The sequence below is a fragment of the Photobacterium aphoticum genome (assembly GCF_001029435.1).
In the GTDB taxonomy this organism is placed as follows: Bacteria; Pseudomonadota; Gammaproteobacteria; order Enterobacterales; family Vibrionaceae; genus Photobacterium; species Photobacterium aphoticum.
Genome location: NZ_LDOV01000016.1, coordinates 166259 through 189572 on the forward strand (window position 1 = coordinate 166259; position 23314 = coordinate 189572).

Annotated in this window: 17 protein-coding genes; 10 read left to right on the plus strand and 7 right to left on the minus strand. The window is 48.4% G+C overall.

What is annotated here, in order from left to right; all coding sequences use genetic code 11:
* Positions 1-73 precede the first annotated feature (73 nt).
* Both ABT58_RS08970 and ABT58_RS08975 read left to right on the plus strand, forming a co-directional pair.
* Positions 74-2179, plus strand: coding sequence for an alpha-galactosidase (locus ABT58_RS08970; RefSeq protein WP_047874036.1), 2106 nt, complete (start codon positions 74-76; stop codon positions 2177-2179).
* Between the two features lie 137 nt (positions 2180-2316).
* A complete protein-coding gene (locus ABT58_RS08975; protein WP_047874037.1) occupies positions 2317-4026 on the plus strand; it encodes a solute:sodium symporter family transporter in 1710 nt (569 codons plus the stop codon).
* A gap of 104 nt (positions 4027-4130) precedes the next feature.
* Here the strand turns inward: ABT58_RS08975 and ABT58_RS08980 are convergent, their stop codons facing one another.
* The 3 genes from ABT58_RS08980 to ABT58_RS08990 form a co-directional block, all read right to left on the minus strand.
* Entirely contained in the window at positions 4131-4580 is a 450-nt protein-coding gene (locus ABT58_RS08980) for a hypothetical protein (protein WP_047874038.1), read from the minus strand.
* A gap of 102 nt (positions 4581-4682) precedes the next feature.
* Positions 4683-5627: an FAD:protein FMN transferase gene (locus tag ABT58_RS08985; RefSeq protein WP_373300205.1), complete on the minus strand. Its 945-nt coding sequence runs from the start codon at positions 5625-5627 to the stop codon at positions 4683-4685.
* Positions 5628-5753: 126 nt separating this feature from the next.
* A complete protein-coding gene (locus tag ABT58_RS08990; protein WP_047874040.1) occupies positions 5754-8768 on the minus strand; it encodes an NADH-dependent flavin oxidoreductase in 3015 nt (1004 codons plus the stop codon).
* A 1139-nt stretch (positions 8769-9907) separates the two neighbouring features.
* Between ABT58_RS08990 and galE the strand changes: the two genes are divergently transcribed.
* From galE to ABT58_RS09015, 5 genes are all read left to right on the plus strand, one after another.
* The gene (galE, locus tag ABT58_RS08995) at positions 9908-10918 is read left to right on the plus strand and encodes a UDP-glucose 4-epimerase GalE (protein ID WP_047874041.1); all 1011 of its coding nucleotides are present in this window, start codon (positions 9908-9910) and stop codon (positions 10916-10918) included.
* A gap of 76 nt (positions 10919-10994) precedes the next feature.
* Positions 10995-12050, plus strand: coding sequence for a UDP-glucose--hexose-1-phosphate uridylyltransferase (locus ABT58_RS09000; RefSeq protein WP_047874042.1), 1056 nt, complete (start codon positions 10995-10997; stop codon positions 12048-12050).
* A gap of 103 nt (positions 12051-12153) precedes the next feature.
* A complete protein-coding gene (gene galK / locus ABT58_RS09005) occupies positions 12154-13317 on the plus strand; it encodes a galactokinase (RefSeq protein ID WP_047874043.1) in 1164 nt (387 codons plus the stop codon).
* A gap of 391 nt (positions 13318-13708) precedes the next feature.
* The gene (locus ABT58_RS09010; RefSeq protein ID WP_047874044.1) at positions 13709-15172 is read left to right on the plus strand and encodes an ATP-binding protein; all 1464 of its coding nucleotides are present in this window, start codon (positions 13709-13711) and stop codon (positions 15170-15172) included.
* Positions 15162-15791: an HNH endonuclease gene (locus ABT58_RS09015; protein WP_047874045.1), complete on the plus strand. Its 630-nt coding sequence runs from the start codon at positions 15162-15164 to the stop codon at positions 15789-15791. The genes ABT58_RS09010 and ABT58_RS09015 overlap by 11 nt, the downstream gene beginning before the upstream one ends.
* A 269-nt stretch (positions 15792-16060) precedes the next feature.
* On the opposite strand, the gene ABT58_RS09020 is transcribed toward ABT58_RS09015, so the two are convergent.
* Entirely contained in the window at positions 16061-16999 is a 939-nt protein-coding gene (locus tag ABT58_RS09020; RefSeq protein WP_047874046.1) for a LysR substrate-binding domain-containing protein, read from the minus strand.
* Between the two features lie 129 nt (positions 17000-17128).
* Here ABT58_RS09020 and ABT58_RS09025 point away from each other — a divergent pair, with 129 nt between their 5' ends.
* The gene (locus ABT58_RS09025) at positions 17129-17683 is read left to right on the plus strand and encodes a sugar O-acetyltransferase (protein ID WP_047874047.1); all 555 of its coding nucleotides are present in this window, start codon (positions 17129-17131) and stop codon (positions 17681-17683) included.
* Positions 17684-17868: 185 nt separating this feature from the next.
* Positions 17869-18219, plus strand: coding sequence for a DMT family transporter (locus ABT58_RS09030; protein WP_047874048.1), 351 nt, complete (start codon positions 17869-17871; stop codon positions 18217-18219).
* A 79-nt stretch (positions 18220-18298) separates the two neighbouring features.
* On the opposite strand, the gene ABT58_RS09035 is transcribed toward ABT58_RS09030, so the two are convergent.
* From ABT58_RS09035 to ABT58_RS09045, 3 genes are all read right to left on the minus strand, one after another.
* Positions 18299-18784 carry a VOC family protein gene (locus ABT58_RS09035; protein ID WP_047874049.1) on the minus strand — a complete coding sequence of 162 codons (486 nt, stop codon included), beginning with the start codon at positions 18782-18784 and terminating at the stop codon, positions 18299-18301.
* A gap of 204 nt (positions 18785-18988) precedes the next feature.
* Complete coding sequence (locus ABT58_RS09040; RefSeq protein WP_047874050.1) at positions 18989-20041, minus strand: histone deacetylase family protein; 1053 nt, start codon at positions 20039-20041, stop codon at positions 18989-18991.
* Entirely contained in the window at positions 20042-21064 is a 1023-nt protein-coding gene (locus ABT58_RS09045) for an ABC transporter substrate-binding protein (RefSeq protein ID WP_047874051.1), read from the minus strand.
* Between the two features lie 313 nt (positions 21065-21377).
* On the opposite strand from ABT58_RS09045, the gene ABT58_RS09050 reads away from it, so the two are divergent.
* Positions 21378-23273 (plus strand): BCCT family transporter, encoded by a 1896-nt coding sequence (locus tag ABT58_RS09050; protein ID WP_107205084.1) that lies wholly within the window; start codon positions 21378-21380, stop codon positions 23271-23273.
* Positions 23274-23314 lie beyond the last annotated feature (41 nt).

Sequence of the window (23314 nt, forward strand, 5' to 3'; positions counted from 1 at the left end):
TTTCGCTATTTAATACGCGAATATTTCCGATACCGTAATGAACAAATGTTATCGAAAACAATTTAGGATCATCATGGCTACTTCATTACTGCACCTACACAGCAAAAACCTGAGCGTTGTGTTCAAGTTGGGTCGGATCCCAGAGATCATCCATTGGGGCAATAAGATCACCCATATCGACGAAGACTTACTGCTGGCAACCGAACGTCCTATCAGTCAGGCACGTTTGGATGTGGATGTCCCACTGAGCATTTGTCCTGAATTGGGCGCGGGTCACTTCAACGCCCCTGGGTTAGAGGGTCACCGTAATGGCAAAGATTTTGCGCCGGTCTTCCAGCTAGAAAAGCACACCGTTACCGACAACAGCGTGACCTTTGAGTTGGCCGACCGCATCGCCCAATTGGCACTGACGGTCACCTTCACCTTGGATCACGACAGCGACGTACTGCAACAGCAATTGCATATCGAAAACATCGGCGACACGCCTTACCAGTTAGACAAACTGGCGTGCACCATTCCGCTGCCTTACCACGCAAAAGAGTTAATGACGTTCCACGGCCGCTGGTGTCAGGAGTTTCAAACCCAGCGTTTGGGCTTTGAACACGGTGGCTTCGTGCAGGAAAACCGTCGTGGCCGTACCTCTCACGAAAACTTCCCGGGCTTGTTTGCCGGCGCGAAAGGCTTTAGTGAGCAAAGCGGTCAGGTATGGGGTTTCCATTTAGGTTGGAGTGGTAACCACCGCTTGCGTGCCGATGTGCGCAGTGACGGTCGCCGTTTCATTCAGGCCAGCGAATTGTTGCTGTCCGGCGAAATGCTGCTTGAGCCAAACGCCACCTACACCACACCAGTGCTGTACAGCACCTTCAGCGCAGAAGGCTTGAACGGTATTTCGACCCGCTTCCACCAGTTTGTCCGCCAGCAGATTGTCTCGTTCCCGAACAACAAAGTGCGTCCGGTGCATTTGAATACCTGGGAAGGGATCTACTTTGATCATAACCCTAAGTACATCATGCAGATGGCGACAGAAGCCGCCAAGATTGGTGTAGAACGCTTCATTATCGATGACGGTTGGTTTATCGGCCGCGATGGCGAACGCACTGCGCTGGGTGACTGGTACTTGGACGAAAACAAATACCCGAACGGCCTCGAGCCAGTCATTGCCCACGTGAACGCGCAAGGCATGGAATTTGGCCTGTGGGTTGAGCCTGAAATGGTCAGCCAAGATTCTCGTCTGTTCCGTCAGCACCCGGATTGGGTATTGGGTGTGGACGGCTATCAGCAGCCTTCTGGTCGCTGGCAGTACGTGTTGAACCTGCAACATGAAGACTGCTTCAACTACCTGTTTGAGCGTTTGGATGATCTGCTAAGCCGCTACGACATCGGCTACCTAAAATGGGACATGAACCGCGAACTCGTGCAGCCAGCCCACCAAGACAAAGCCGCCGTGCACGGTCAAACCGAGGCGCTTTACCGTCTGCTGGATACCCTGCGCGCCAAACACCCTGACGTGGAAATCGAATCATGTTCTTCCGGTGGTGGCCGCATCGACTTTGAAATCCTCAAGCGTACCCACCGCTTCTGGGCGTCTGACTGTAACGATGCCCTTGAGCGTCAGACCATTCAGCGCGGCATGAGCTACTTCTTCCCGCCGGAAGTGATGGGCGCGCACATTGGTCCGGCAGAGTGCCATTCCACCAACCGTAAGCACCACATCAACATGCGTGGTGTAACCGCCCTACAAGGTCACATGGGGGTAGAGCTGGATCCGGTGAAAGAGTCGGATGAAGAAAAACAAGCGTTTGCCAAATACATCACCCTGCACAAAGCACACCGTGACTTGATCCACAGCGGTCGCAGCTTCCGTCTGGATGCCGCCGACGAACGTCAGTTTATCTACGGGGTGGAAAACCACGATGAAATGCTGATCACCGTATGTCAGTTAGCGATGCCATCACACGCTTTGCCAGCCCCTGTGCGCATCAGCTGTGTGGAACCCGATGCAACCTACTCTGTGCGCATTCTGGAAATGCCGCAAACGTCGTTCCAGCTGATGAAACAACGCCCGGCATGGTTGGATAAAACCATTGTGCTTACCGGCGATAACCTGCGCGAAATCGGCCTGACCCTGCCGATCCTCGACCCGGAAAGCGCCCTGATCCTGCACCTGAAAAAACAATGATTGCACCATATTACCTCGCCGTATAACACCCTACGGCGAGGTAAACGACACAAGAAAAAGAAACAAAAACAGCGCCATAGTAAGTGATCCATAACCCGGTGGTACCGCTCGGTGCCACCGACTACAAGGAACGAAAGATGGAAATGACAATAATTACATTCTTGCTGTTCACCGGATTTGTCATCTGGTTTACCTACAACAAAGTCAAAAATTCGAATAACGATTCACACGATGGTTTCTTCTTAGGCGGTCGCTCGCTGACTGGCCCGATGATTGCCTCATCCCTGATCTTAACCAACCTCAGTGCCACCAGCTTTGTTGGCATGTCAGCACAGTCTTACACCTACAACATGTCGGTGATGGGCTGGGAAGTGGCCAGTGGTGTCACACTGGTGATGATCGCCCTGTTCTTGGTGCCTCGCTACCTTAAGCAAGGGATCACCACCGTTCCGGACTTTCTGGAAAGCCGCTACGATTTGGGCGTGAAGAAGTTCGTGACCCTGCTGTTCCTGTGCCAGTACATCATCAACATTTTGCCAACCACCCTTTATGCGGGCGCGGTCGTACTGACCGGTATCTTTGATATTCAAGGTATTCTGGGTATCACGGAATTCCAAGCTATCGCCCTGATCAGCGCCACGATTGGTCTGCTGGGCTTCTTCTATGCCATTTACGGCGGCCTGAAAGCGGTGGTGATTGCCGATACCATTAACGGTGTAGGCTTGATCATCGGCGGGATGATGATCCCGGTATTTGGCCTGTTTGCACTGGGTAACGGCAGCTTCATGGCGGGTCTGGATACCCTGCTATACGCTGCGCCAGAGAAACTGCAATCGGTCGGTACTAACAGCGATCCCCTGCCGTTCTCGACCCTGTTTACCGGTCTGCTACTGGTGAACCTGTACTACTGGGGCACGGATCAGTCGATCATCCAGCGTGCACTGGGTGCGAAAAACCTGAAAGAAGGCCAGAAAGGCGTGATTTGGGCGGGCGCAATTAAAGTAATTTCACCGCTGTTCCTGATCATCCCGGGCATCATTGCCTTCCACATGTTCGGTGCCAATGCCGGTAACCCAGATGTGATGTACACCCGCTTAGTAAATGAAGTGCTACCAAAGCCGTTGGTGGGCTTCTTCGTGGCGGTCATGTTTGGTGCGATTCTGTCTACGTTTAACGGCGTACTGAACAGCTCTACCACGCTGTTTGCTCTGAACGTCTACAAACCGATTTTTGCCAAAGAAGGCTTGAGTGACCAAGCCTTAGTAGCAAAAGGTCAGGTGTTTGGTGTGGTGATTGCGATTATCGCGATTTGTATTGCTCCCTTCATCATGTATGCCCCTGAAGGCTTATTCCAATACCTACAGATGGTCGCGGGCTTCTTCAGTGTGCCTATCTTCACTATCGTGTTTGTGGGTTACATTTCTAAGCGTGTACCGGCCATTGCCGCCAAAGTCGCTCTGGTGGTGTTCGTGAGCTCTTATGCGTCAATGCAGTTGATTTTCGACACCCCTATTCACTTCCTGCACCAACTGGCGATTCTGTTTGTGGTATGTACCACGCTGATGTTCATCATTGGTCACTTTGCGCCACGTGAGTCTGATTACGTGATGCCAGTGAATGAAAGCATGGACGTGACACCGTGGGAATTCCGCTTTGAAGCCTCTGCCGTGATCCTGTACATGGTTCTGGGCGCTTACGTGATGTTCAGTAATGTGGGCTTTGTGTCTGACGACCCTACCTTCATGCAGGTATACGGTCTGTGTGGCTTGGTGATGCTTGTGGGTATCCTTCACCAATACAAAAAGAAGAAAGGCACCCAAGCGCTGGCAACGGCCAACGCGCAGTAAGTCATAGGCGATAAGCCATACGCGGTAATTTATACGCAATAGACTAATCAGTCCTTTCAGTTGGCTCATTTCACGGCCTCGCCTTTCGGTGAGGCCGTTTTTTATCACTGCGGCAAACACACTTTATCAAACAAATTATCAACGTGTTGAGGTTTGAAGGCTTTCACCTCTTCAGGTATATCTTCTCCGGTATAAACAGCATGCACGTATGTATAAACTTGAGGCTCAACCACTTCTTCTAATACGTAACTGGGTTTGGCACGCTGCCCCATCAACACACTGTATTGGGCAACGGGAAAATGCGGGGCTGATTGAGCAGAAACAACCTGCACCGATTCACCATAAGTCGCGATGGCTTCATTCAGATATGCAGACCAATCAGCATACCATTCAGAGTCATCCACCGGAGCCTCACCCAAAACAACCACACTGTCGCCACGCTGGTAGGCCTGACAGAGTCGTTGTTCGGCCTCCGTTAAGGCGAAAACATCACCGGCGTGACTCATCCCTACCACGGCACTTAGCCATGCCACTGTTGCAATTCTTGTCTTCATTCACCATCCTTAGTGCGATATACAATACTCAACCCTTCCCATATAGGGCGCATTGGGTACTGTAATCAAAACACCTCACCATGAACAGAACCGATGGCATCATCACACCAAGACAACCGCCCCGCCGTGATCCACCAGCCCGTGGGTAACATGCACTTCTTTTTGTTTCGACACAGCTACCGCCTCGATGCCCGGTTGCTGATTGATATACTCAATTGCTTGTGTGATGGAAGGTAAGAAGCCTGCCGTACTCCAAATTTCCCCGTCCACGGAATGCTGAGAGATGATCGTCAAACTCGCCATGTCAGTGTCAATCGGCATGCCGGTTTGCGCATCCAGCAGGTGATGATAGCACTGTCCGTTAGCGTGAAAGAACCGCTCATTAATACCGGAAGTCACCATCGACATGCCTGTTAATGGCACCACGCGCAGGATTTCACCGCGCGTCCCGAAAGGATCCTGAATGCCGACATTCCATGCCTGATTGTCGTTCTTCGGAGAGTGGCCAATGGTCAACACATTGCCGCCTAAACTGATGAAACCGTTTTCGACACCGGCCGCTACCAGGCGCTGTTTCACTTGATCCGCAAAATAGCCTTTGGCAATCGCGCCCAAATCAATCTCCATCCCCGCTTGAGTGAGATAGACCGTGTGATGCTGCGCATCAAGAATGATGTTTTGCGGATCAACCTGTGTGAGCTTTTCCGTGATCGTCGCGGCACTTGGCACGTGAGCATCTTTAAAACCAATGCGCCACGCTTTCACCAACGGGCCAATGGCGATATTGAACGGATTGCGCTGATCGGCGCTGTGCTGTTGGGCAAGCTGGATCAGATTAAACAGATCCGGCTGCACCTTTACCGGGGCGATCCCCGCTTGCTGATTCACCCGCATCAATTCCGAGTCCGGCTGATTGACGGTAAAGCGCTGCGCATACTGGGCCAATTGCTGATAAGCCTGTTTGATCAGGCGCTCACCATCCGGGTGATACACCACCAGATCAATGAAAGTGCCCATCATTTCAAACCGCGCGCGATAATTGGTCATGTTCATGCTGTTGATTGTCCGGTTTTCAATACGAAAAAAGAGGGAAGCATGGCTCCCCTCTCTCATTTTTTTCTATTCAGAACGTTAGTTCATGACCCTTGTTCATGACAGGATCTATCACCGACATCAATGACGCTCAGCGGCACTGTTACCAGCGATACGGCCGTAAGTGAAGATATCAATCAAGGCATTACCGCCCAGACGGTTACCGGCGTGGATGCCGCCTGTCACTTCACCCGCTGCGTACAGACCTTGAATGATGTTGCCATCTTTGCCGATCACACGTGCTTGGGTATCAATCTTCAAGCCACCCATGGTGTGGTGAACCGAAGGCTGACGCGGTGTCGCGTAGAACGGTGCTTGATCCACTTTCAAACCAAATGCGCTCTTACGGAATTCCGGATCGTGGCCTTGGTCAACATAACCGTTGTACTGCTCGATAGTATGCGTCAGTACGTCTGCCGGCACGCCAATTTTCTCTGCCAATGCTTCCAGCGTGTCTGCCTGAATGATGATGCCTTCTTTGATTTCTCGCTCGATGGTTTCATCGGAAGTATTCGCCGCCGTTTGGCGGATCTTCTCATCGGCAATCATGTAGATCAGGCCGCCGTTATCAAAGAACGCGTCAGACAACACATCGCGGCTACCGCATTCATCCACAAAGCGTTTACCTTGCTGATTCACGAACACAAAGTTCTCTGGCGGCACAATCAAGCCGGTCAGCAATGCGCCCGATTTCGGATCGCCCACTGGCATTAACTGCACAAAGCCCATCCCCACCAGTTCCGCACCGGCTTTTTCACCGATTTCAATACCGTCACCCACCAAGGCTGGCGAGTTCGTGGTTTTGATGTCGTCCGCGATTTCTTTCCAGTACGTGTTGTACTTCTTGATCATCTGGGTATTGGCACCGAAGCCGCCAGAGGCCATCACCACACCGTGATTCACGCGCAACACTAGCTTGGTGCCGTTCGCTTGTACCGCGTTGATGCCGACCACTTTGCCGTCTTCCACGATCAGATCGGTCGCACGGGTATCGGTAATAATGCGGCCATTCTGCTCTTTAATGCGCTGTTGCAGTTTGTCGACAAACTCCACGCCTTTCGGACGTTTTGGTTTATGCGCACGACGCCACAGGGCACCGACCGGAATTTCCACCACACTGCGATCAAAGTCGATACCTTTTTCGCTCAACCAATCAACCGATTCCATTGCACGGGATGTCAGTGTTTCCACCAAGTCATACTGACCGTAAATTGACTCACCATTCAGATCGGTACGCTTACCGCCCAAATAGGTTTGAATGCGGTGCAGCTCGACAGAATCAAACAGGTACGGTTTACCTGCCGCCATATCGGTGAAGTAATTGTCTAACTGAGATTTCAGTACGTTGAAATCCTTCAGATATTCACCCACAAATTCAGATACCGGCGTTTTCGCCAATTGCATCAGGGTTTCTTTTTCGCCCGCCAACGCTGGGAAGTCGTTTTGCCATTCCGGCTCCGCCGCGTTCACCCAACCGCCAGTGCGCACGGTGTTACCGCCAATGGCTGGGAATTTTTCTAGCAGGATGACTGACTTGCCTTTGTCCAGCGCAGTCAGTGCCGCACTCAAACCGGCACCGCCGCCGCCCACTACAACAATGTCTACGGTTTCTTCAATGGTTTTCGATGACCATTCCACCGCTTCTTTGGCTTTGCAGCGCAAGGCTTCAGAGTTACCACCCGCGAGATCCACCGCGTTCGACACGCCATCAATCACTGCTTGGCTACTCACGGTTGCACCTGAAATCACGTCAATGTTCAGGGTTTGCCCTTCAAGGATCTGCTGGGGAATACGCTCAAACGCAGGGTTGGCGATACCGTCAGACTCTTTCGACGAATCAACAAAAATCTCCAGGATTTGATCGTCAGAGAACGTCACCGTCACCGGTAAATCACCATTGTGACCACGACCATACGCCGTGTACTCGCCAGCATTGAACTTGATTGGCACGTTTTGCAGTTCTTTAATGCGCTGGTGCTTCAAGGCTTCCGCCGCACTGTCGACAATCATGTAATCCATGATTTCCCACAATGGGGTTGGGATGTGCAACGCGTGCTGCTGGGCAATATCGGCAAATTCTGCGCAGGTTTCATCGTTCAGTGCTTTGGTCGCCCACGTTGGCTCAACCAAGTACCCTTTACCGACACTCACCATGTCGTAACCCTGTGCCAGCGCGTTTTCTGCGTCTGCACGTTGGGCAATGCCACCCACCCCGATCACCGGGACTTTTGCCACGTTTTCAGATTGCAGCGTGCGGTATTTGTTGATCAACAGTTCGGCATCTTCTGGCGTGACAATCGAGTTACGCGCCCAGCTACCCATTGAGAAGTGGAAGTAATCCAGACCGTGCGCAGCCAGTTTATCCAGCAGGAACATGGTCTCGTCAAAACGGATACCCGGCTGTTCAATTTCTTCCGGAGAGAAACGGTAACCGACGATGAAATCGGTTTTGCCGTGCTCGCGAGCAACATCTTTGGTTTTGGCAAGAATCGCCAATGGGAAACGGGTGCGGCGTTCAATGTTTCCGCCCCATTTATCATGGCGACGGTTAGAGTGTGGAGAGAAGAATTGCTGGATCAGGTAGGTGTTGGCACCGTGAATTTCAACGCCATCAAAACCGGCTTCAATGGCACGGCGTACAGCCTGACCGAAGTGGTCGATCATCGCTTCGATCTGATCTTTGGTCATTTCCAGTGGGGTTTCAGCGTTATCACGCAATGCCGCGACAGGGCTGGCTGAAATCGGTTGATGACCACCGTTAAATTCCGGGTTCGCCATACGGCCCGCGTGGTAGATCTGCAAAATGGCTTTTGAGCCGTTGGCTTTGATCGCCCCAGCCAGTTGCTTCAAGCCGGCCACTTTGCTGTCGGTATCAATACCTAATGCGCCAGGGAAAGCACGGCCGTAATTTTCAACGAACGCACTTTCTACGATAATGGCACCGGCATCACCGGAACGCGCCGCGTAGTAGTTGACCATTTCTTGCGTCACACCACCGTCAAAAAACGCAGATTGAATAGTCATGGGTGCCATTACGATGCGGTTCTTTAACGTGACCCCTGATTGAAATACGATTTCATCGACTAACTGAGCCATCAAACTTTCCTTCTTACAGATTAATTCTCATAGAAAAATCATTGGCAATAAACACCCATGCCTTTGCTATAAGAACAAATACACATTCCGTCGATTACGCGTGACAACGCCATAGGATGTAAAATACATCCGCGTGAAATAAAAAATGAAAACAGGGTTATCCTTGCGTGTGTTTTAAAATATCGCTGAAGAGAAAAACACGCTGAGTAAATAACCCTAAAAATACTAATGATTTGATCGCATGAGTAAAATGAATCCTTTGCATTTTTTGTATGACAAAAATGCATTGATACTCAGTCTGGCTGCATTCCAGATACACATGGTAACCACCATGTTACGGACAACCCTTTGAAAACCCAGAACAGAACAGCAACAAATAACTTTAAAAACATGAGGATGAATAAATAATGCATCCATAACACTTCACTTGACTCATTCTCTCCATTTAACAATTCCCTTGCTTTTCATCGCATTATTTCGCTCAGTGATGCATGTACCATAATGTGCACTGGCGCACACTTTTCATTTCAATACAAATATCTACGCCATCTCATCACAGCCGATAGCGTTTTCATTTAGCATTATTTCGCGACCGCATATAATGTGCATAATTGTGATGGGACACACACAAAAACAAGTTATCTCCGACGGGATAATAACCCTATTTACGCCATTCGATTTATTCCATCATTAATATATCCATCACTACCTACATTATGCGTTGGCATATAAATGACGTGGAACTTCACTAACGTTACAAACAAAGACTCACAGACAAACTGCGTCTCGCACACTGACGGTCGTGATTTCTTACACATTCTTTGTGTCCCTTTGTCTGTGCTTCCTTTTGTGCCTTGCTTCTTTTTATGCCTTTCCTTCTCTGTTCTCTCTTCTTTTTTCTCTGCTTTTTCTTCTTTGATTTTCCTAGAAACGCGTCCCTCGCAAACTCGCCCCTCCCCCTCACTTTGATGATTTTAGTGTAAACGTTTACACCAATGTGACTACAATCACAGTCAGCGGAAATCGACCTTGTTACACTGCCTGCAAGTTAAGGATCCGCAGAGCGTGAAATCGATGTCGACTCTGCCATCACGATCTTTGTTATCTCGTTTCCGTTACCCAGATAAGGTGAGCGAACAGTGAAAGTATTAGTTACAGGCGGTATGGGTTACATCGGCAGTCACACTTGCGTACAGATGCTGGAAGCAGGCATGGAGCCGATCATCGTTGATAACCTGTGCAACGCTAAGGCAGAAGTCCTCTCGCGTATCCACGCCCTGACGGATCGCACGCCGGTGTTTTATCACGGCGATATTCGTGATGAAGCCTTTCTCGATCAAGTATTTGCCGAGCATGACATCAAAGCCGTTATCCACTTTGCGGGCCTGAAAGCGGTCGGTGAATCGGTCGAAAAACCGCTGGAATACTACGACAACAACGTGAACGGCTCTTTGGTATTGGCCCGTTCAATGCGTAAAGCGGGCGTGAAAAGCCTGATTTTCAGCTCATCGGCCACGGTATACGGCGATCCTGAGATCGTGCCAATCACGGAAGATTCTCCGACTGGCGCAACCACGAACCCTTACGGCCGCAGCAAATACATGGTGGAAGAGTGCCTGTCTGATCTGTTCAATGCCGAAAATGACTGGAGCATTACCCTGCTGCGTTACTTCAACCCGGTCGGCGCACACCCGTCTGGCACTATGGGTGAAGATCCGCAAGGGATCCCCAATAACCTGATGCCATTTATCGCGCAAGTAGCGGTTGGTCGTCGTGAAAAACTGTCGGTTTATGGAAACGATTACCCTACGCCGGATGGCACTGGCGTGCGTGATTACATCCACGTGATGGACTTGGCTGACGGCCACATTGCGGCGCTTAAAGCGGTGGGTGAAAAAGCCGGCCTGCACATTTACAACCTGGGCACCGGTAAAGGTTCCAGCGTATTAGAAATGGTCGACGCCTTTGATCAGGCCTGTGGCACCCCAGTACCGTATGAACTGTGCCCTCGCCGTCCGGGTGACATCGCAGAATGTTGGGCCAGCACCGACAAAGCCGAGCGCGATTTGGGCTGGAAAGCCACCCGCACAGTGGCGGAGATGACCGCCGATACATGGCGCTGGCAATCCACCAACCCGAACGGCTACTGATTCGTAAAACACAAAAGCAGCCACGCCAAAACGGCAACAGAAGACTTTTTATTTTGCGCACATTGAGAACACGATAATGGCAAACATTGAATTTAATCCCGTTGATCATCCGCACCGCCGTTACAACCCACTGACCGGTCAGTGGATCTTAGTTTCCCCACACCGCGCCAAGCGTCCTTGGAGCGGTCAGGATGAAAAACCGTCTACCGAGCAACTGCCAAGCTACGATGAGCAGTGCTTCCTGTGCCCAACCAACAAACGTATTTCCGGTGACGAAAACCCAGATTATCAGGGCACTTACGTATTCAGCAACGACTTTGCCGCCCTGATGGTGGACTCGCCAGAAGCGCCGCAGTCAAGCAATCCTCTGTTCAAAACGCAGGGCGTACGTGGCCTGAGCCGTGTGATTTGTTTCTCTCCGGATCACAGTAAAACGCTGCCAGAACTGTCTGTGCCGCAGATCCGTGGTGTGGTCGACACCTGGAACGAGCAAATCGAAGAGTTGGGTAAAGACTACATCTGGGTACAGGCGTTCGAGAACAAAGGCGAAGCCATGGGCTGTTCACAGCCGCACCCACACGGTCAGATCTGGGCTAACAGCTTCCTGCCAAACGAGATTGAGCGCAAAGAACACAACCTGAAAGCGTACTACCAAGAGCATGGTCGCAACCTGTTGGTGGATTACGTGAACGCTGAGTTAGAAGACGGCTCGCGCACCATAGTGGAAACCGAGCATTGGATTGCGGTCGTGCCTTACTGGGCAGCATGGCCATTTGAAACCATGCTACTGCCAAAAACCCATGTACGCCGCATGAACGAACTGACTGACGCACAGCGTGATGACTTGGCACTGGCAATCAAGAAGCTGACCAGCCGTTACGACAACCTGTTCCAGTGTGCGTTCCCGTACTCCATGGGCTGGCATTATGCACCGTTCTTTGAAGCGGGCACCGACATTGAACACTGGCAACTACACGCCCTGTTCTACCCGCCACTGCTACGCAGCGCATCTGTCCGCAAATTTATGGTGGGCTACGAAATGCTGGCTGAATCTCAGCGTGATTTAACCGCCGAACAAGCAGCACAACGCCTGCGTGATGTGAGCGATGTGCACTACAAGACCGAAGCATAACGGTACGTAAAGCAGATAACTAAACCGGCTTATTTTTCCGTCGCGAGCGGGTACTCCCCCTTCTCGCTTGCGACAGACCCCAATTTGAAGACGAGAAACAACCATGACGAATGCACTTATCCAAAACGTAAAAACCGCTTTTGAGCAAGTTCTGGGTTACGCCCCAAGCCACATCATTCAGGCACCGGGCCGCGTGAACCTGATCGGTGAGCACACCGACTACAACGACGGTTTCGTACTGCCTTGCGCCATCAACTACCAAACGGTTGTGGCAGCGAGCAAGCGTGAAGACAACATCGTGCGCGTGGTGTCGGTAGATTACGGCAACGCAGTGGATGAGTTCGACCTGACTCAAGCCATTACTTTCCAAGAAAACAAGATGTGGGCGAACTACATTCGTGGCGTGGTGAAGTGCCTGTTGGCGCGTGGTTACCAGTTTACCGGTGCAGACATCTCTGTGAGCGGCAACGTCCCACAAGGTGCGGGCCTGAGCTCTTCGGCAGCACTGGAAGTGGTGATTGGTCAAACCTTCAAAACCCTGTACAACCTAGAGATCAGCCAAGCCGAAGTGGCACTGAACGGTCAGCAAGCAGAGAACGAATTTGTCGGCTGTAACTGCGGCATCATGGATCAGATGATCTCTGCCGAAGGCCGTGAAAACCACGCGCTACTGTTGGATTGTCGCAGTCTGGAAACCCAAGCGGTTTCTATGCCGGAAGACATGGCGATTGTGATCATCAACTCCAACAAAAAACGTGGCCTGGTCGACAGTGAGTACAACACCCGTCGTACACAGTGTGAAGAAGCGGCGAGCATCTTTGGCGTAAAAGCCCTGCGTGATGTGACCATTGAGATGTTCAATGAGAAAGTCGACACACTGGATCCACAAGTAGCTAAGCGTGCACGCCACGTGATCACTGAAAACGACCGTACACTGGCAGCCGCTGACGCACTACGTGCGAACGATCTGAAACGCATGGGTGAGCTAATGGCTGAATCTCACGCGTCAATGCGTGATGACTTTGAAATCACTGTGTTTGAAGTCGACACACTGGTTGAAATTGTGAAGAACGTGATTGGCGAGCAAGGCGGCGTGCGCATGACCGGCGGCGGCTTCGGCGGCTGTATCGTGGCACTGGTTCCACCAACATTGGTTGATGACGTAAAAGCGGCAGTTGAAGCACAATACGAAGCAGCGACTGGCCTGAAAGAATCCATCTACGTGTGTCAGGCCAAAGACGGCGCTGGCTTGGTAGAAATGCTGTAAGGCTCGCGATACTTCCTCGATAAGCGACAAAGAAAGCAAAAAGACACCGCGCAGACGAGAATTTGCGCGGTGTTTTTTGTTGGGGGGATATCTAGGTTGATAGGTTTCCTTTCCCCATTAATAGGGAAATTTAACGCAAACACGATTTCATTCACTTTCTGCAATTTCAGTAATGTGCGTAAGAAACGTACTGGCTAATTAGTCTCGCATTCCCTCAGTGTATTCACACTCTCAAGTTTTTCTTTGACACATATATTTAGTCACTAGCCAGGCTGATATTTTTAATAACTGTGATTATTGGCAGTTTGACTTTTTTTGTTTAAATGTATAATGCACCTAAATGTTTTGCATACGCACAACTTGCCATATCAATTATAAGAACAGGGATGAAATGAGATTCCAAATATTGAAGGTAACGCTCGATAACACTGAATATGAGATTTCAAAGTTCAAAGAAAGCAAAAATAATCTTATTAGCGTTATGACAGGAAAAAACGGCGCAGGAAAGAGCCGCATACTAGAATTTATCACTAATAGTTTTTATGTTAGTGATGACTTTCTACTAGAGTACCCAGAGAACTGGAGTTTTCATTTCAACAATCCTAACTCTGACTATAGTCACAATCAAGTTATGTACCGTGCTGGTACTGAAGTGTGCGAAATGCAGAGGATAAACAGTAAACTCGCGAGTATATTTAAAACATCAAAGTTTATTGAAAACCGATATGATCTTTTTCCTAGTCGATTGATATGTTTATCTACAAGCCCATTCGATCGCTTTCCTTTAAATACCAAAAAAGCATCCAAACAAAGTATATATTCATATATAGGAATGAAAAACAGTAAGCGTAGTAGTTCTTTAGTATCCCTAGTTTCTAATGTCATTGATAGTATGTTCAAGGAACCAGAGAAGATTGAAACTAATCTCGAAGTTATAAAAAAAACCCTTTCATATTTAGGATATGGGAATCGTATATTAGTATCTTATCGTTCCAACTTTAAGTTAAACGAAACTGAACTATCAAGACAGGTAGTGTCAGATATTCTATCAAGTGTTGACGGCCCAGTATTTAATGAAAGAAGAATTGGTTCTTATCAATGGGATCAGGCTGTAGAAGAAGTCTATCGGAGCATTCAGACTTTAATTTCTGCTAATGGTTGGAAGTGGAAGTCATCATTTAGTATCCCGATAAATTTATCAAAAGGGAATTTTTTAGAAGATGATTATATTAAATCGATCCAAGTTTTATCGATGTATGAATTGTTTTCAATTAAGAGCTTAAAGTTATCTATATCTGGAGATAACCGAAAGTTTGTAGACTTTACACATGCAAGTTCTGGTGAACAGTGCTTATCTTTAATGTTGTTGGGAATTGCTAGTCAAATTGAAGATGGCTCATTGATCTGTATCGATGAACCAGAGATAAGCCTACACCCTGAGTGGCAAGAAGAGTTTGTACCACTCATCGATAATTTGTTCTCAAATTACAAAGGATGTCACTTTGTGATTGCTACGCACTCCCCTTTGATTATTTCAAAACTTGTTGGTGATCATTGCAGTGTTTTAGACCTTGATAGAAATGAACAGATAGAATTATCTAATAACAGAGGTTATTCTTCTGACTATCAATTGGCAACTCTTTTTAAATCTCCCGGATTTAAAAATGAATATTTAGTCAATGAAAGTCTAGATATTCTCACATCCTTATCTAAAGAGGTGAATGTCGATGAAGATGTACTGCAGCGAGCTGAAGTACTGATTAACTTACTGGAGAAGTTAGATGAGATAGATCCTGTTTATTCTCTAATCTCAACAATTAAAAAAGTAATTGAGGTCGTTGTTAATGATCGATAACGAAGTTGAATATTCAGAGGAACAAATTCAGCTAATAACTCAGTACTTGGAAAGAGAGAATATTAGCGGAGATGACTGGGGAAACGAAGAATTCAATGAAATAAGAGGGGTAATCAAGAATCATTACAAAATAGAACAAGGTTATAAATGTCCTTATTGTACCGTCGTTTATCCTGTTAATCATGGTATGGCTTGGGATATAGAACATATTGTAGCTAAAGATAAAAAAGTTCAGTTTATGTTTGAACCTAGAAATCTTTGTGTAGCATGTAAAGATTGTAATGCCGCAAAAAGTTCAAAAGAAGTACTCACCAACCCAACTAGGGTTAGATTCCCTAAAAATAGTAGGGACTATAAGATAGTACATCCACATTTTGATGAGTATAGTGAACATATAAGTGCTGTTGTTCCTGGTGAGTTTTATAGACCTTTAACGGAGAAGGGGGAGTTTACAATTATTACTTGCAGATTACTGAGGTTTTATGGTGTTGTTCAAAGAGAGCAACCAGAACAAGAAATAAATGACTTGGCCAAGGTTCTAATTAATTCAGAGGGGGCAGCAAGGCGTGTAATAGAAGACGAATTGGTTCGTAGAATTACAGCAAAAAGAAAGCCATAATGAACACTCAATACATTTAATTAAATATAGAAACTTTATGAAGCGTTTAAAATTAATCTATAATGTCAGTTTTAATTTTGATTCGTTAAATTGATTCTTGATATAAAATTAACCTTTGACATGTTCGCAATAAATTGAATTTATATTGCGTTATTTTTAACTCGAAATATCACAATCTGGAACTTTAAGCACTACCCACCTACTTACTAACATGAACTCAATCTTACAACCAATGTGTAAGATTGAGCATCAATACATTCAGCCCCCTATCACACATACGACTGCTTCACTATCAGCTCCCGCAGCCATTTATGGCTTGGGTCGTTATCCAGCTGCTTGTTCCATATCAGGAACAGACCACCGGCAGATAAATCCAGCGGCAACGGCTTCAATTCGATATTTGGGTTGTCGGCAAATTCTTGCAGACATTTGCTTGGGTAACTCAAAATCAGATCGCTGTTTTCACACAACCGCACAGCACTGGCAATGTTTGACATGTTCACCGCATAGTCGAGCGTGAGGCGTTGTTGATCCAAGACTTCGTGCAGCAACCAGCGGGCGATCCCGCCTGTCATCACTTGAATGTGGCGGTACTTCAAGTAGGTTTCCAGATTCCATGCTTCTTGCAGTGCGGGGTGGCCTTTTCGCATCACGCAAGCGGTGGTGTCTTGCAACAATTCTGCATAGCGAAGGGAATCCGGCAGGCTTTCGATGTGGGCAGTGGCGCGTTTGTCCCATTCAAAAATACCTATGCCAAAATCCACTTCCCTTTTTTGTAGGCGATGAATGCTCGCTTCATTCCAGTCGCGGTTTTCAATCGTGATATGCGGGGCAGATTCCAACATGGTCGGGAAGACATGCTCGAATACCATGGAATAGGCAGTTTCAACCAAATCAAAGGTAAACAGGCGGTTGCTGTTGGCGGGGTCAAATTGTTCCGGCGCACTCAGCTGATCAATATGCAGCAAAATCGCTTCTAACTTGGGTTCCAGCGCCAAAGCTTTGGGAGTGGGTAATAAGCCTTTCGACTGGCGTTCAAACAGCGGGTCATCAAACACTTGGCGCAATTTTGTCAGCTGTTTACTGACCGCAGACTGGGATAAATAGAGCTTACTGGCCGTGCGTTTTACGTTGCGTTCTTGCAGCAGTACGTACAAGCAAATCAGCAAATTCATGTCGTATTTAAGTAGGCGAGAAATCTCTATCATGATATTCCTGAAGGTAAACGCATGGGTGAAAAGAAGTCACTTCTTATCATATCACTATTGCGCTACATTCCGCCCCGTCGATTAACTGGGGCGCTGATTTGCCCTCTATGATGCATGGATTGAAAGGTAATGACCGAATTTGAAAAGATGATGGCTGGCAATGACTTCGATGGTGGCGATCAGGGTATTAATGCGATTCGCGACAGGGCGTCACACTTGTTGCTGACATTAAACCAGACCATTGATGACACCCAACGCAGCGAGCTGTTGCATGAGTTAATGGGCAGCATCCCGGCTTCGAGCATTATCCGTTCACCGTTCCTGTGTGAGTTCGGTAAAACCATTTTTATTGGTGAAGGCACATTCATCAACATGAACGTGACCATGCTCGATGGCGCTAAAATCAGCATCGGCAATAATGTGTTAATTGGCCCGAACACGCAATTTTACACCGCCAGCCACTCGCTCAATCACTTAGAACGCCGCAACTGGGAAACCTATTGTCAGCCGATCACGGTGGAAGACGATGTGTGGATTGGTGGCAATGTGGTGATCAACCAAGGGGTGACAATCGGTGCACGTTCTGTGATTGCGGCCAACTCGGTGGTCAATGCGGATGTTCCGCCTGATTGCCTCTACGGCGGCACGCCGGCCAAACTGATCCGTCGTATTGACGAGAAATAATACGACACACAAGCACACAGCGTCGTATGAATATGTACGCTGTGTGTTTGACACGGTGGAGAAGCACGAGAGCATCATGACGTCATTCCTGTCTCACTCTCACAGAGCTCGTGAAGTGATAGGCTTTCTCCCTCAATTCGATTAGCATTTGGCTTTCTTTTCATACCCTTTTTGAGTACATGAGCATGCTCGCGTATTTGTCCGCTTTACCAGCCTATGTCTCCCTATCTGCCGCGATCCTGTTTGAAGTGATCGCCACCAGTTTGCTACCCCGCACCCAGTCTTTTACCTCACTGCCTTACACAGTCACGGTGCTGGGTTGCTACGGCTTGGCGTTCTTTTTGTTGTCCGTCACGGTAAAGACTCTCTCGATTGGCGTGGCTTATGCCATCTGGTGTGGCGTGGGGATCGTGCTAGTCGCCTCTGCAGGCTGGTTACTGCACGGACAAAAACTGGATGTGGCAACCGTGATTGGTATGGCGCTGATCATCGCGGGTGTGATAATCATTAATCTGTTTTCGGGAAATGGGCATTGATTCCACCAGCGGCCTAAATTACAGATACAAAAACGGACTGCCTTTGCAGTCCGTTTTGCTGTCCACACTCGCGGGATACTTACTCGTAATCAGACGAGTACGTTTCTTCGTAAGTGTGCGAGTAAAGCTCGAATAATGTGCCGAACGGGTCTTCTAGGTACACCATTTTCGCCGGCTTGCTGTCATCTTCTGGGTGATAACGCATGATGTCCATTCTGACTTTACCGCCGTATTGTTCTACACGCTCAATGGTGGCTTCAAAGTCATCACTTTGTAGTGAAAAGTGGAACAAGCCAATACGAGAGAAATCAACACGGTGGCGCTCTTGGTGATCAACCATCTCAAACATTTCAAAACCGACACCATCCTTCGTCACAAGGTGGGCAATATTGAAGCCTTTAAAGCCTTCTCCGAACACTTCGATACACATACGGCCGATGGCGGTTTCACGCTCTTCGACAACAGGGGTGTTGTCCATAACAATGCGTAGACCAAGTGCTTTAGTATAAAATTCAACGGCTTTAGTCATATCGCTGACCATAATACCAATGTGACTCATTTTCATAATACTGCTCCAGATTCGCTCTATAAGGTTTCGTGTCAGGGGCATTCCCTGTGTCGATGAGGAGAGTATAGGGAGCACTGGTTATTAGTTGAAATTATCGATTATTATATAAATGATAATTTATTTTTATTATCGTCATGCAATAAAAAAAGGGCTTGTTCCAAGAACAAGCCCTTCGGTTTACATCAGAGTGTGATGGTGTGCTTACGCGTTATCGTTCTGCACACGCATAAAGCCGTCCAGTACCGCGACGGTGTTGTAACCCAGATCGTCAACGGCATAACCGCCTTCAAACACGAACAGGGTCGGCAGATCCAGCGTACCCAACTGACGGCCAATCTCGGCGTAGTCGGTGCGGTTTAGCTTAAAGAAGCTGATTGGATCGTGCTCGTACGTGTCCATACCCAGCGAGATCACCAAAGCATCGGCACCGAATGCACGGATTTTTTCCAATGCAGTCGCCAGTGCAGGGCCGTACAGTGACCAATCGGTTTTACCCTGTGGCAATGGCAGGTTCAGGTTGAAGCCTTCACCTTTGCCTTCACCGATCTCATCATCAAAACCGATGTAATGCGGGTAATCGTAATCCGGATCACCATGGATCGAGACAAACAACACGTCGTCACGCTCGTAGAAAATGCTCTGAGTACCGTTACCGTGGTGGTAATCGATATCCAAAATCGCCACTTTATCTTTACCCTGACGGCGCAGTGACTCTGCTGCAATCGCGGCATTGTTGATGTAGCAGTAACCGCCCATCAAATCTGGCGCAGCGTGGTGACCCGGTGGGCGACACAGGGCAAACGCCGCTTTCTCACCATTCACCAGCAGATCAGCACCAGTCAGAGCACATTCCATCGCGGCGTGGATTGCTTCAAAACTGGTTTTGGTGATCGCCGCTGTCATATCAAAGCTGTAGTAACCCAGCTTGCCTTCGATGTCTTTTGGAATACGATGGCGCAGGTGACGCGGGCTCACGAAGCAGTACGGTGACGCATCATGCTCGTCGCCGTAACGTGCTTCCCATTCAGACCATGCTGACTGCAGGAATGCCACGTAATCTGGCGTATGTACCCAGTGCATTGGCTCAATACCAAATACCGCAGGCTCACTTACAGTAAAACCGCCGTGCTGATGAATGGCATTCAATACCATGTCTGCACGCTCTGGTTTTTCAAAACACGGTGTCGGTTCACCGGACAGGAACTCGTACTTTACGCGGTGCAGGCGCTGTTTGTCGGTGTAAATAACCTTCATTTACTTCTTCAGCTCCATCCAGAAACGCTCGTACAGGCCAACTGCATCGCCGACGCTGCCCAGGAACTGGCCTTTTTGCTTCACGTCTGCTGGCGGAAAGATGATTTCGCTGTCACGAATGCTCGCAGGCAGGTGCTGCAATGCTTGCAGGTTCGGCGCAGCGTAGCCGATTTCTTTCACCAAGGTGGCTTGGTTTTCTGGTTCCATCAAGAAGTTGATGAAAGCGTACGCGGCTTCTTTGTTTTCTGCCTGGCTTGGGATCACGATGTTATCCATCCAGAAGATCGCGCCTTCAGTTGGGTACACGTATTGGATCGCCGGGTTTTCTTGCTGCGCACGGTGTGCGGTACCGTTCCACTGCATACCCACGTTCACTTCGCCCGTAATAAGCGGTACATGCGGTGCATCCGAGTTGAATACGGTTACCGCAGGTTTCAAGGTTAGCAGACGATCAAACGCTTGCTGCAACTCGGCTTCATTTTGCGAGTTCACACTGTGGCCATTGATGATCAGCGCCATGCCCATCACATCACGAACGTCATCCGTCAGGAGCAACTGACCGGCGAATTCCGGCTTCCACAGATCTTCCCAGCTTTTCAGCTTACCCGCCGCGATCACATCAGAGTTATAACCCATTGCCGTACTGCCCCACATGTATGGCAGCGAGTAGTTGTTTTGTGGATCAAACTCTTGATTCAGGATAGTGGTATCCAGATCGTTAAACGCGGTAATCTTGCTTTTGTCTAATTTGTGCAGCAAGCCGTCATTCGCCAACTTGGACACATAATAAGTGGATGGCACCACAATGTCGTAACCTTTGCCGTCAAGCAGCTTTAGCTTGGCGTACATGGTTTCGTTACTTTCAAAGGTCGCGTAGTTCACCTTGATACCGGTTTCTTTGGTGAAATCTTCAATCAAAGATTGTGGCAGGTATTCAGACCAGTTGTAGACATTGAGTGATGCCGCAGAAGCAGGCACAGAGAAAAGACCCATCAGGGTTAAAGCAGCAAGTGTTTTATTCATTTACGTATCGTCAACTAACATAATATCAGTAATTTTGACGCGATATTGCGCCGGCGCGCATTAGACCGGAGTGACGACGGCAAATCAAGCGCTAAGTAATCGTTTACTTGATATAACACAGCACTTATCCATAGGCGACCAAAAAACAAACAAGCAAAATGATACATTCATCACAAAATTATTTGAGGCGTATGTAACTGTTACGTTTGATTAATTTTGTTAATGCTAACCATTTGAAATGCAAATCACACCTTCTTGCCCTGCTCCCTATAGTTAAATTAACAGTAGGAAACATGCAGGTTAAATTATGAATGTGCATCTCCACTTTGAAAAAATAGATAAAACCACCTTCTTTGGCGCCATCCTTCTTATTCTTGCCGTCATCATCCCTATCCTGATCTGGCCTGCGGAAGGCGCGTACTGGATAAACACGGCCAAAGACATCATGACCAACCAACTCGGTGTGCTGTATCTTGCCTTTGGTCTTATCGCCATCTTGTTCATGCTCTACATCTACTTTAACGCCATCGGCCAAATCAAACTCGGCGATCCTGGCGACCAACCGGAATACTCTGCAACCTCTTGGGCTTCTATGCTTTTTTGTGGTGGGATCGGAGCGAGCATTCTGTACTGGGGAATGATTGAATGGGTATTTTATTATCAGTCTCCGCCTTTTGGCGCGCAGCCGGGCAGTGCGGAAGCCATTAAATGGGCGACGGCTTACGGCATGTTTCACTGGGGGCCGATCGCCTGGTCGATTTATCTTATTCCGGGTATTCCTATTGCCTATTTCTTTTATGTCCGCAAACAACCGGTATTAAAAGTCTCAATGGCACTCAAACCGGTATTAGGGGAAGCGAAAGCCGGCGGCACCGTAGGCAAATGCCTCGATATATTATTTATCTTTGGGCTATTAGGCGGGGCTGCCACCACGCTGGGATTAGCCGCGCCAATGATCAATACTGGCTTGAACCGTTTGTTTGACTTACCCATTACCCCTTTCAGTGAAGTGGGTGTGTTAATAGTCTGTACCCTACTCTTTTCTTATTCCTCTTATAAAGGGATGGATAAAGGGATCAAAGTGCTCAGTAATATTAACTTCTGGATGGCAATGGCATTATTGCTGTTTATTTTATTGGCTGGCCCGACCCTGTTTATTATTGAAACCGGCTTTGAAGCGGTCGGTACACTGTTATCGAATTTCTTCAATATGGCGACATGGTTAGATGCCGTCGGCGGACAGCATACCTTTCAGGATTCCCGTTTCCCGCAAAACTGGACCGTTTTTTATTGGGCATGGTGGTTGGTATTTGCGCCTAGCATGGGGTTGTTCATTGCCCGTATTTCCCGTGGCCGTACCATCAAGCAGATGATTGCGGGCTCCATCATTTATGGCTCACTCGGCTGTGCGCTGCATTTTATCATCATGGGTAACTATGGCTTGTCACTGCAATTGTCCGGGCAACTGGATGTGATCAACACCATTAACCTCAAGGGTGCGAACGAGGCCATTTTTGCCATTCTGGCGGAGCTACCTCTGGGGCAAGTGGTGACCGTGGTGTTTATTCTGCTCTGTATCATTTTCACTGCCACCACATTTGACTCCATTGCCTTTATTTTGGCTGCCGTCGTACAAAATGATGTATCGGAAGATCCAATGCGCTGGAACCGCCTGTTCTGGGCATTTTTGCTCTCCTTCCTGCCGTCGGTACTGCTGTTTATTGGCGATCTGAATACCTTACAAACCGCCGCTATCATTGGCGGCACGCCATTGCTGATCATTGCTGCCATGTTGATGCTGTCCGGGTTTCGCGCTGCCACCGCCGATTTGTGTCTGCAAGAAAGCTATTGTGAGGATGTCATAAATATCGAGCAATTACCGGAATTTGACCCGTGGTCGATTGAAGGCAAGGCACTGGCTGATTTTGAGCGGCTGAAGAATGAGGCGATAGATTCAGCGAAAGTTGAGCGGGAAAGCTTGGATGCCTTGTGGGAAGCCCGAAACCATTCTCGCCACTGTTATGCGGCACATCCGAAAGCCGATCATACACACTGCGAATGCCAAACCACACTACAGCAATACTCGCAACAATGGCGCTTTGCTTATCAACGCAAACTGGACGCGTCACTGGCCGTTAAAGCAGCACGGCGACGCTTTGATGCGATTTTGAAAAACAAACAGCAGCAAGATGTCGTGATGCATCAATAATCGGCGCACTTTACGGCATAAGACTGTACCGCATGACGTCA

Coding starts and splice junctions, on each gene's coding strand:
- ABT58_RS09045 (WP_047874051.1), bottom strand. CDS start 21,064: ATGAATAAAACACTTGCTGCTTTAACCCTGATGGGTCTTTTCTCTGTG.
- ABT58_RS09020 (WP_047874046.1), bottom strand. CDS start 16,999: ATGATAGAGATTTCTCGCCTACTTAAATACGACATGAATTTGCTGATT.
- ABT58_RS09035 (WP_047874049.1), bottom strand. CDS start 18,784: ATGAAAATGAGTCACATTGGTATTATGGTCAGCGATATGACTAAAGCC.
- ABT58_RS08970 (WP_047874036.1), top strand. CDS start 74: ATGGCTACTTCATTACTGCACCTACACAGCAAAAACCTGAGCGTTGTG.
- ABT58_RS09030 (WP_047874048.1), top strand. CDS start 17,869: ATGCTCGCGTATTTGTCCGCTTTACCAGCCTATGTCTCCCTATCTGCC.
- ABT58_RS09015 (WP_047874045.1), top strand. CDS start 15,162: ATGATCGATAACGAAGTTGAATATTCAGAGGAACAAATTCAGCTAATA.
- ABT58_RS09010 (WP_047874044.1), top strand. CDS start 13,709: ATGAGATTCCAAATATTGAAGGTAACGCTCGATAACACTGAATATGAG.
- ABT58_RS09040 (WP_047874050.1), bottom strand. CDS start 20,041: ATGAAGGTTATTTACACCGACAAACAGCGCCTGCACCGCGTAAAGTAC.
- ABT58_RS08990 (WP_047874040.1), bottom strand. CDS start 8,768: ATGGCTCAGTTAGTCGATGAAATCGTATTTCAATCAGGGGTCACGTTA.
- ABT58_RS09025 (WP_047874047.1), top strand. CDS start 17,129: ATGACCGAATTTGAAAAGATGATGGCTGGCAATGACTTCGATGGTGGC.
- ABT58_RS09000 (WP_047874042.1), top strand. CDS start 10,995: ATGGCAAACATTGAATTTAATCCCGTTGATCATCCGCACCGCCGTTAC.
- ABT58_RS08985 (WP_373300205.1), bottom strand. CDS start 5,627: ATGACCAATTATCGCGCGCGGTTTGAAATGATGGGCACTTTCATTGAT.
- ABT58_RS08975 (WP_047874037.1), top strand. CDS start 2,317: ATGGAAATGACAATAATTACATTCTTGCTGTTCACCGGATTTGTCATC.
- ABT58_RS08980 (WP_047874038.1), bottom strand. CDS start 4,580: ATGAAGACAAGAATTGCAACAGTGGCATGGCTAAGTGCCGTGGTAGGG.
- galK (WP_047874043.1), top strand. CDS start 12,154: ATGACGAATGCACTTATCCAAAACGTAAAAACCGCTTTTGAGCAAGTT.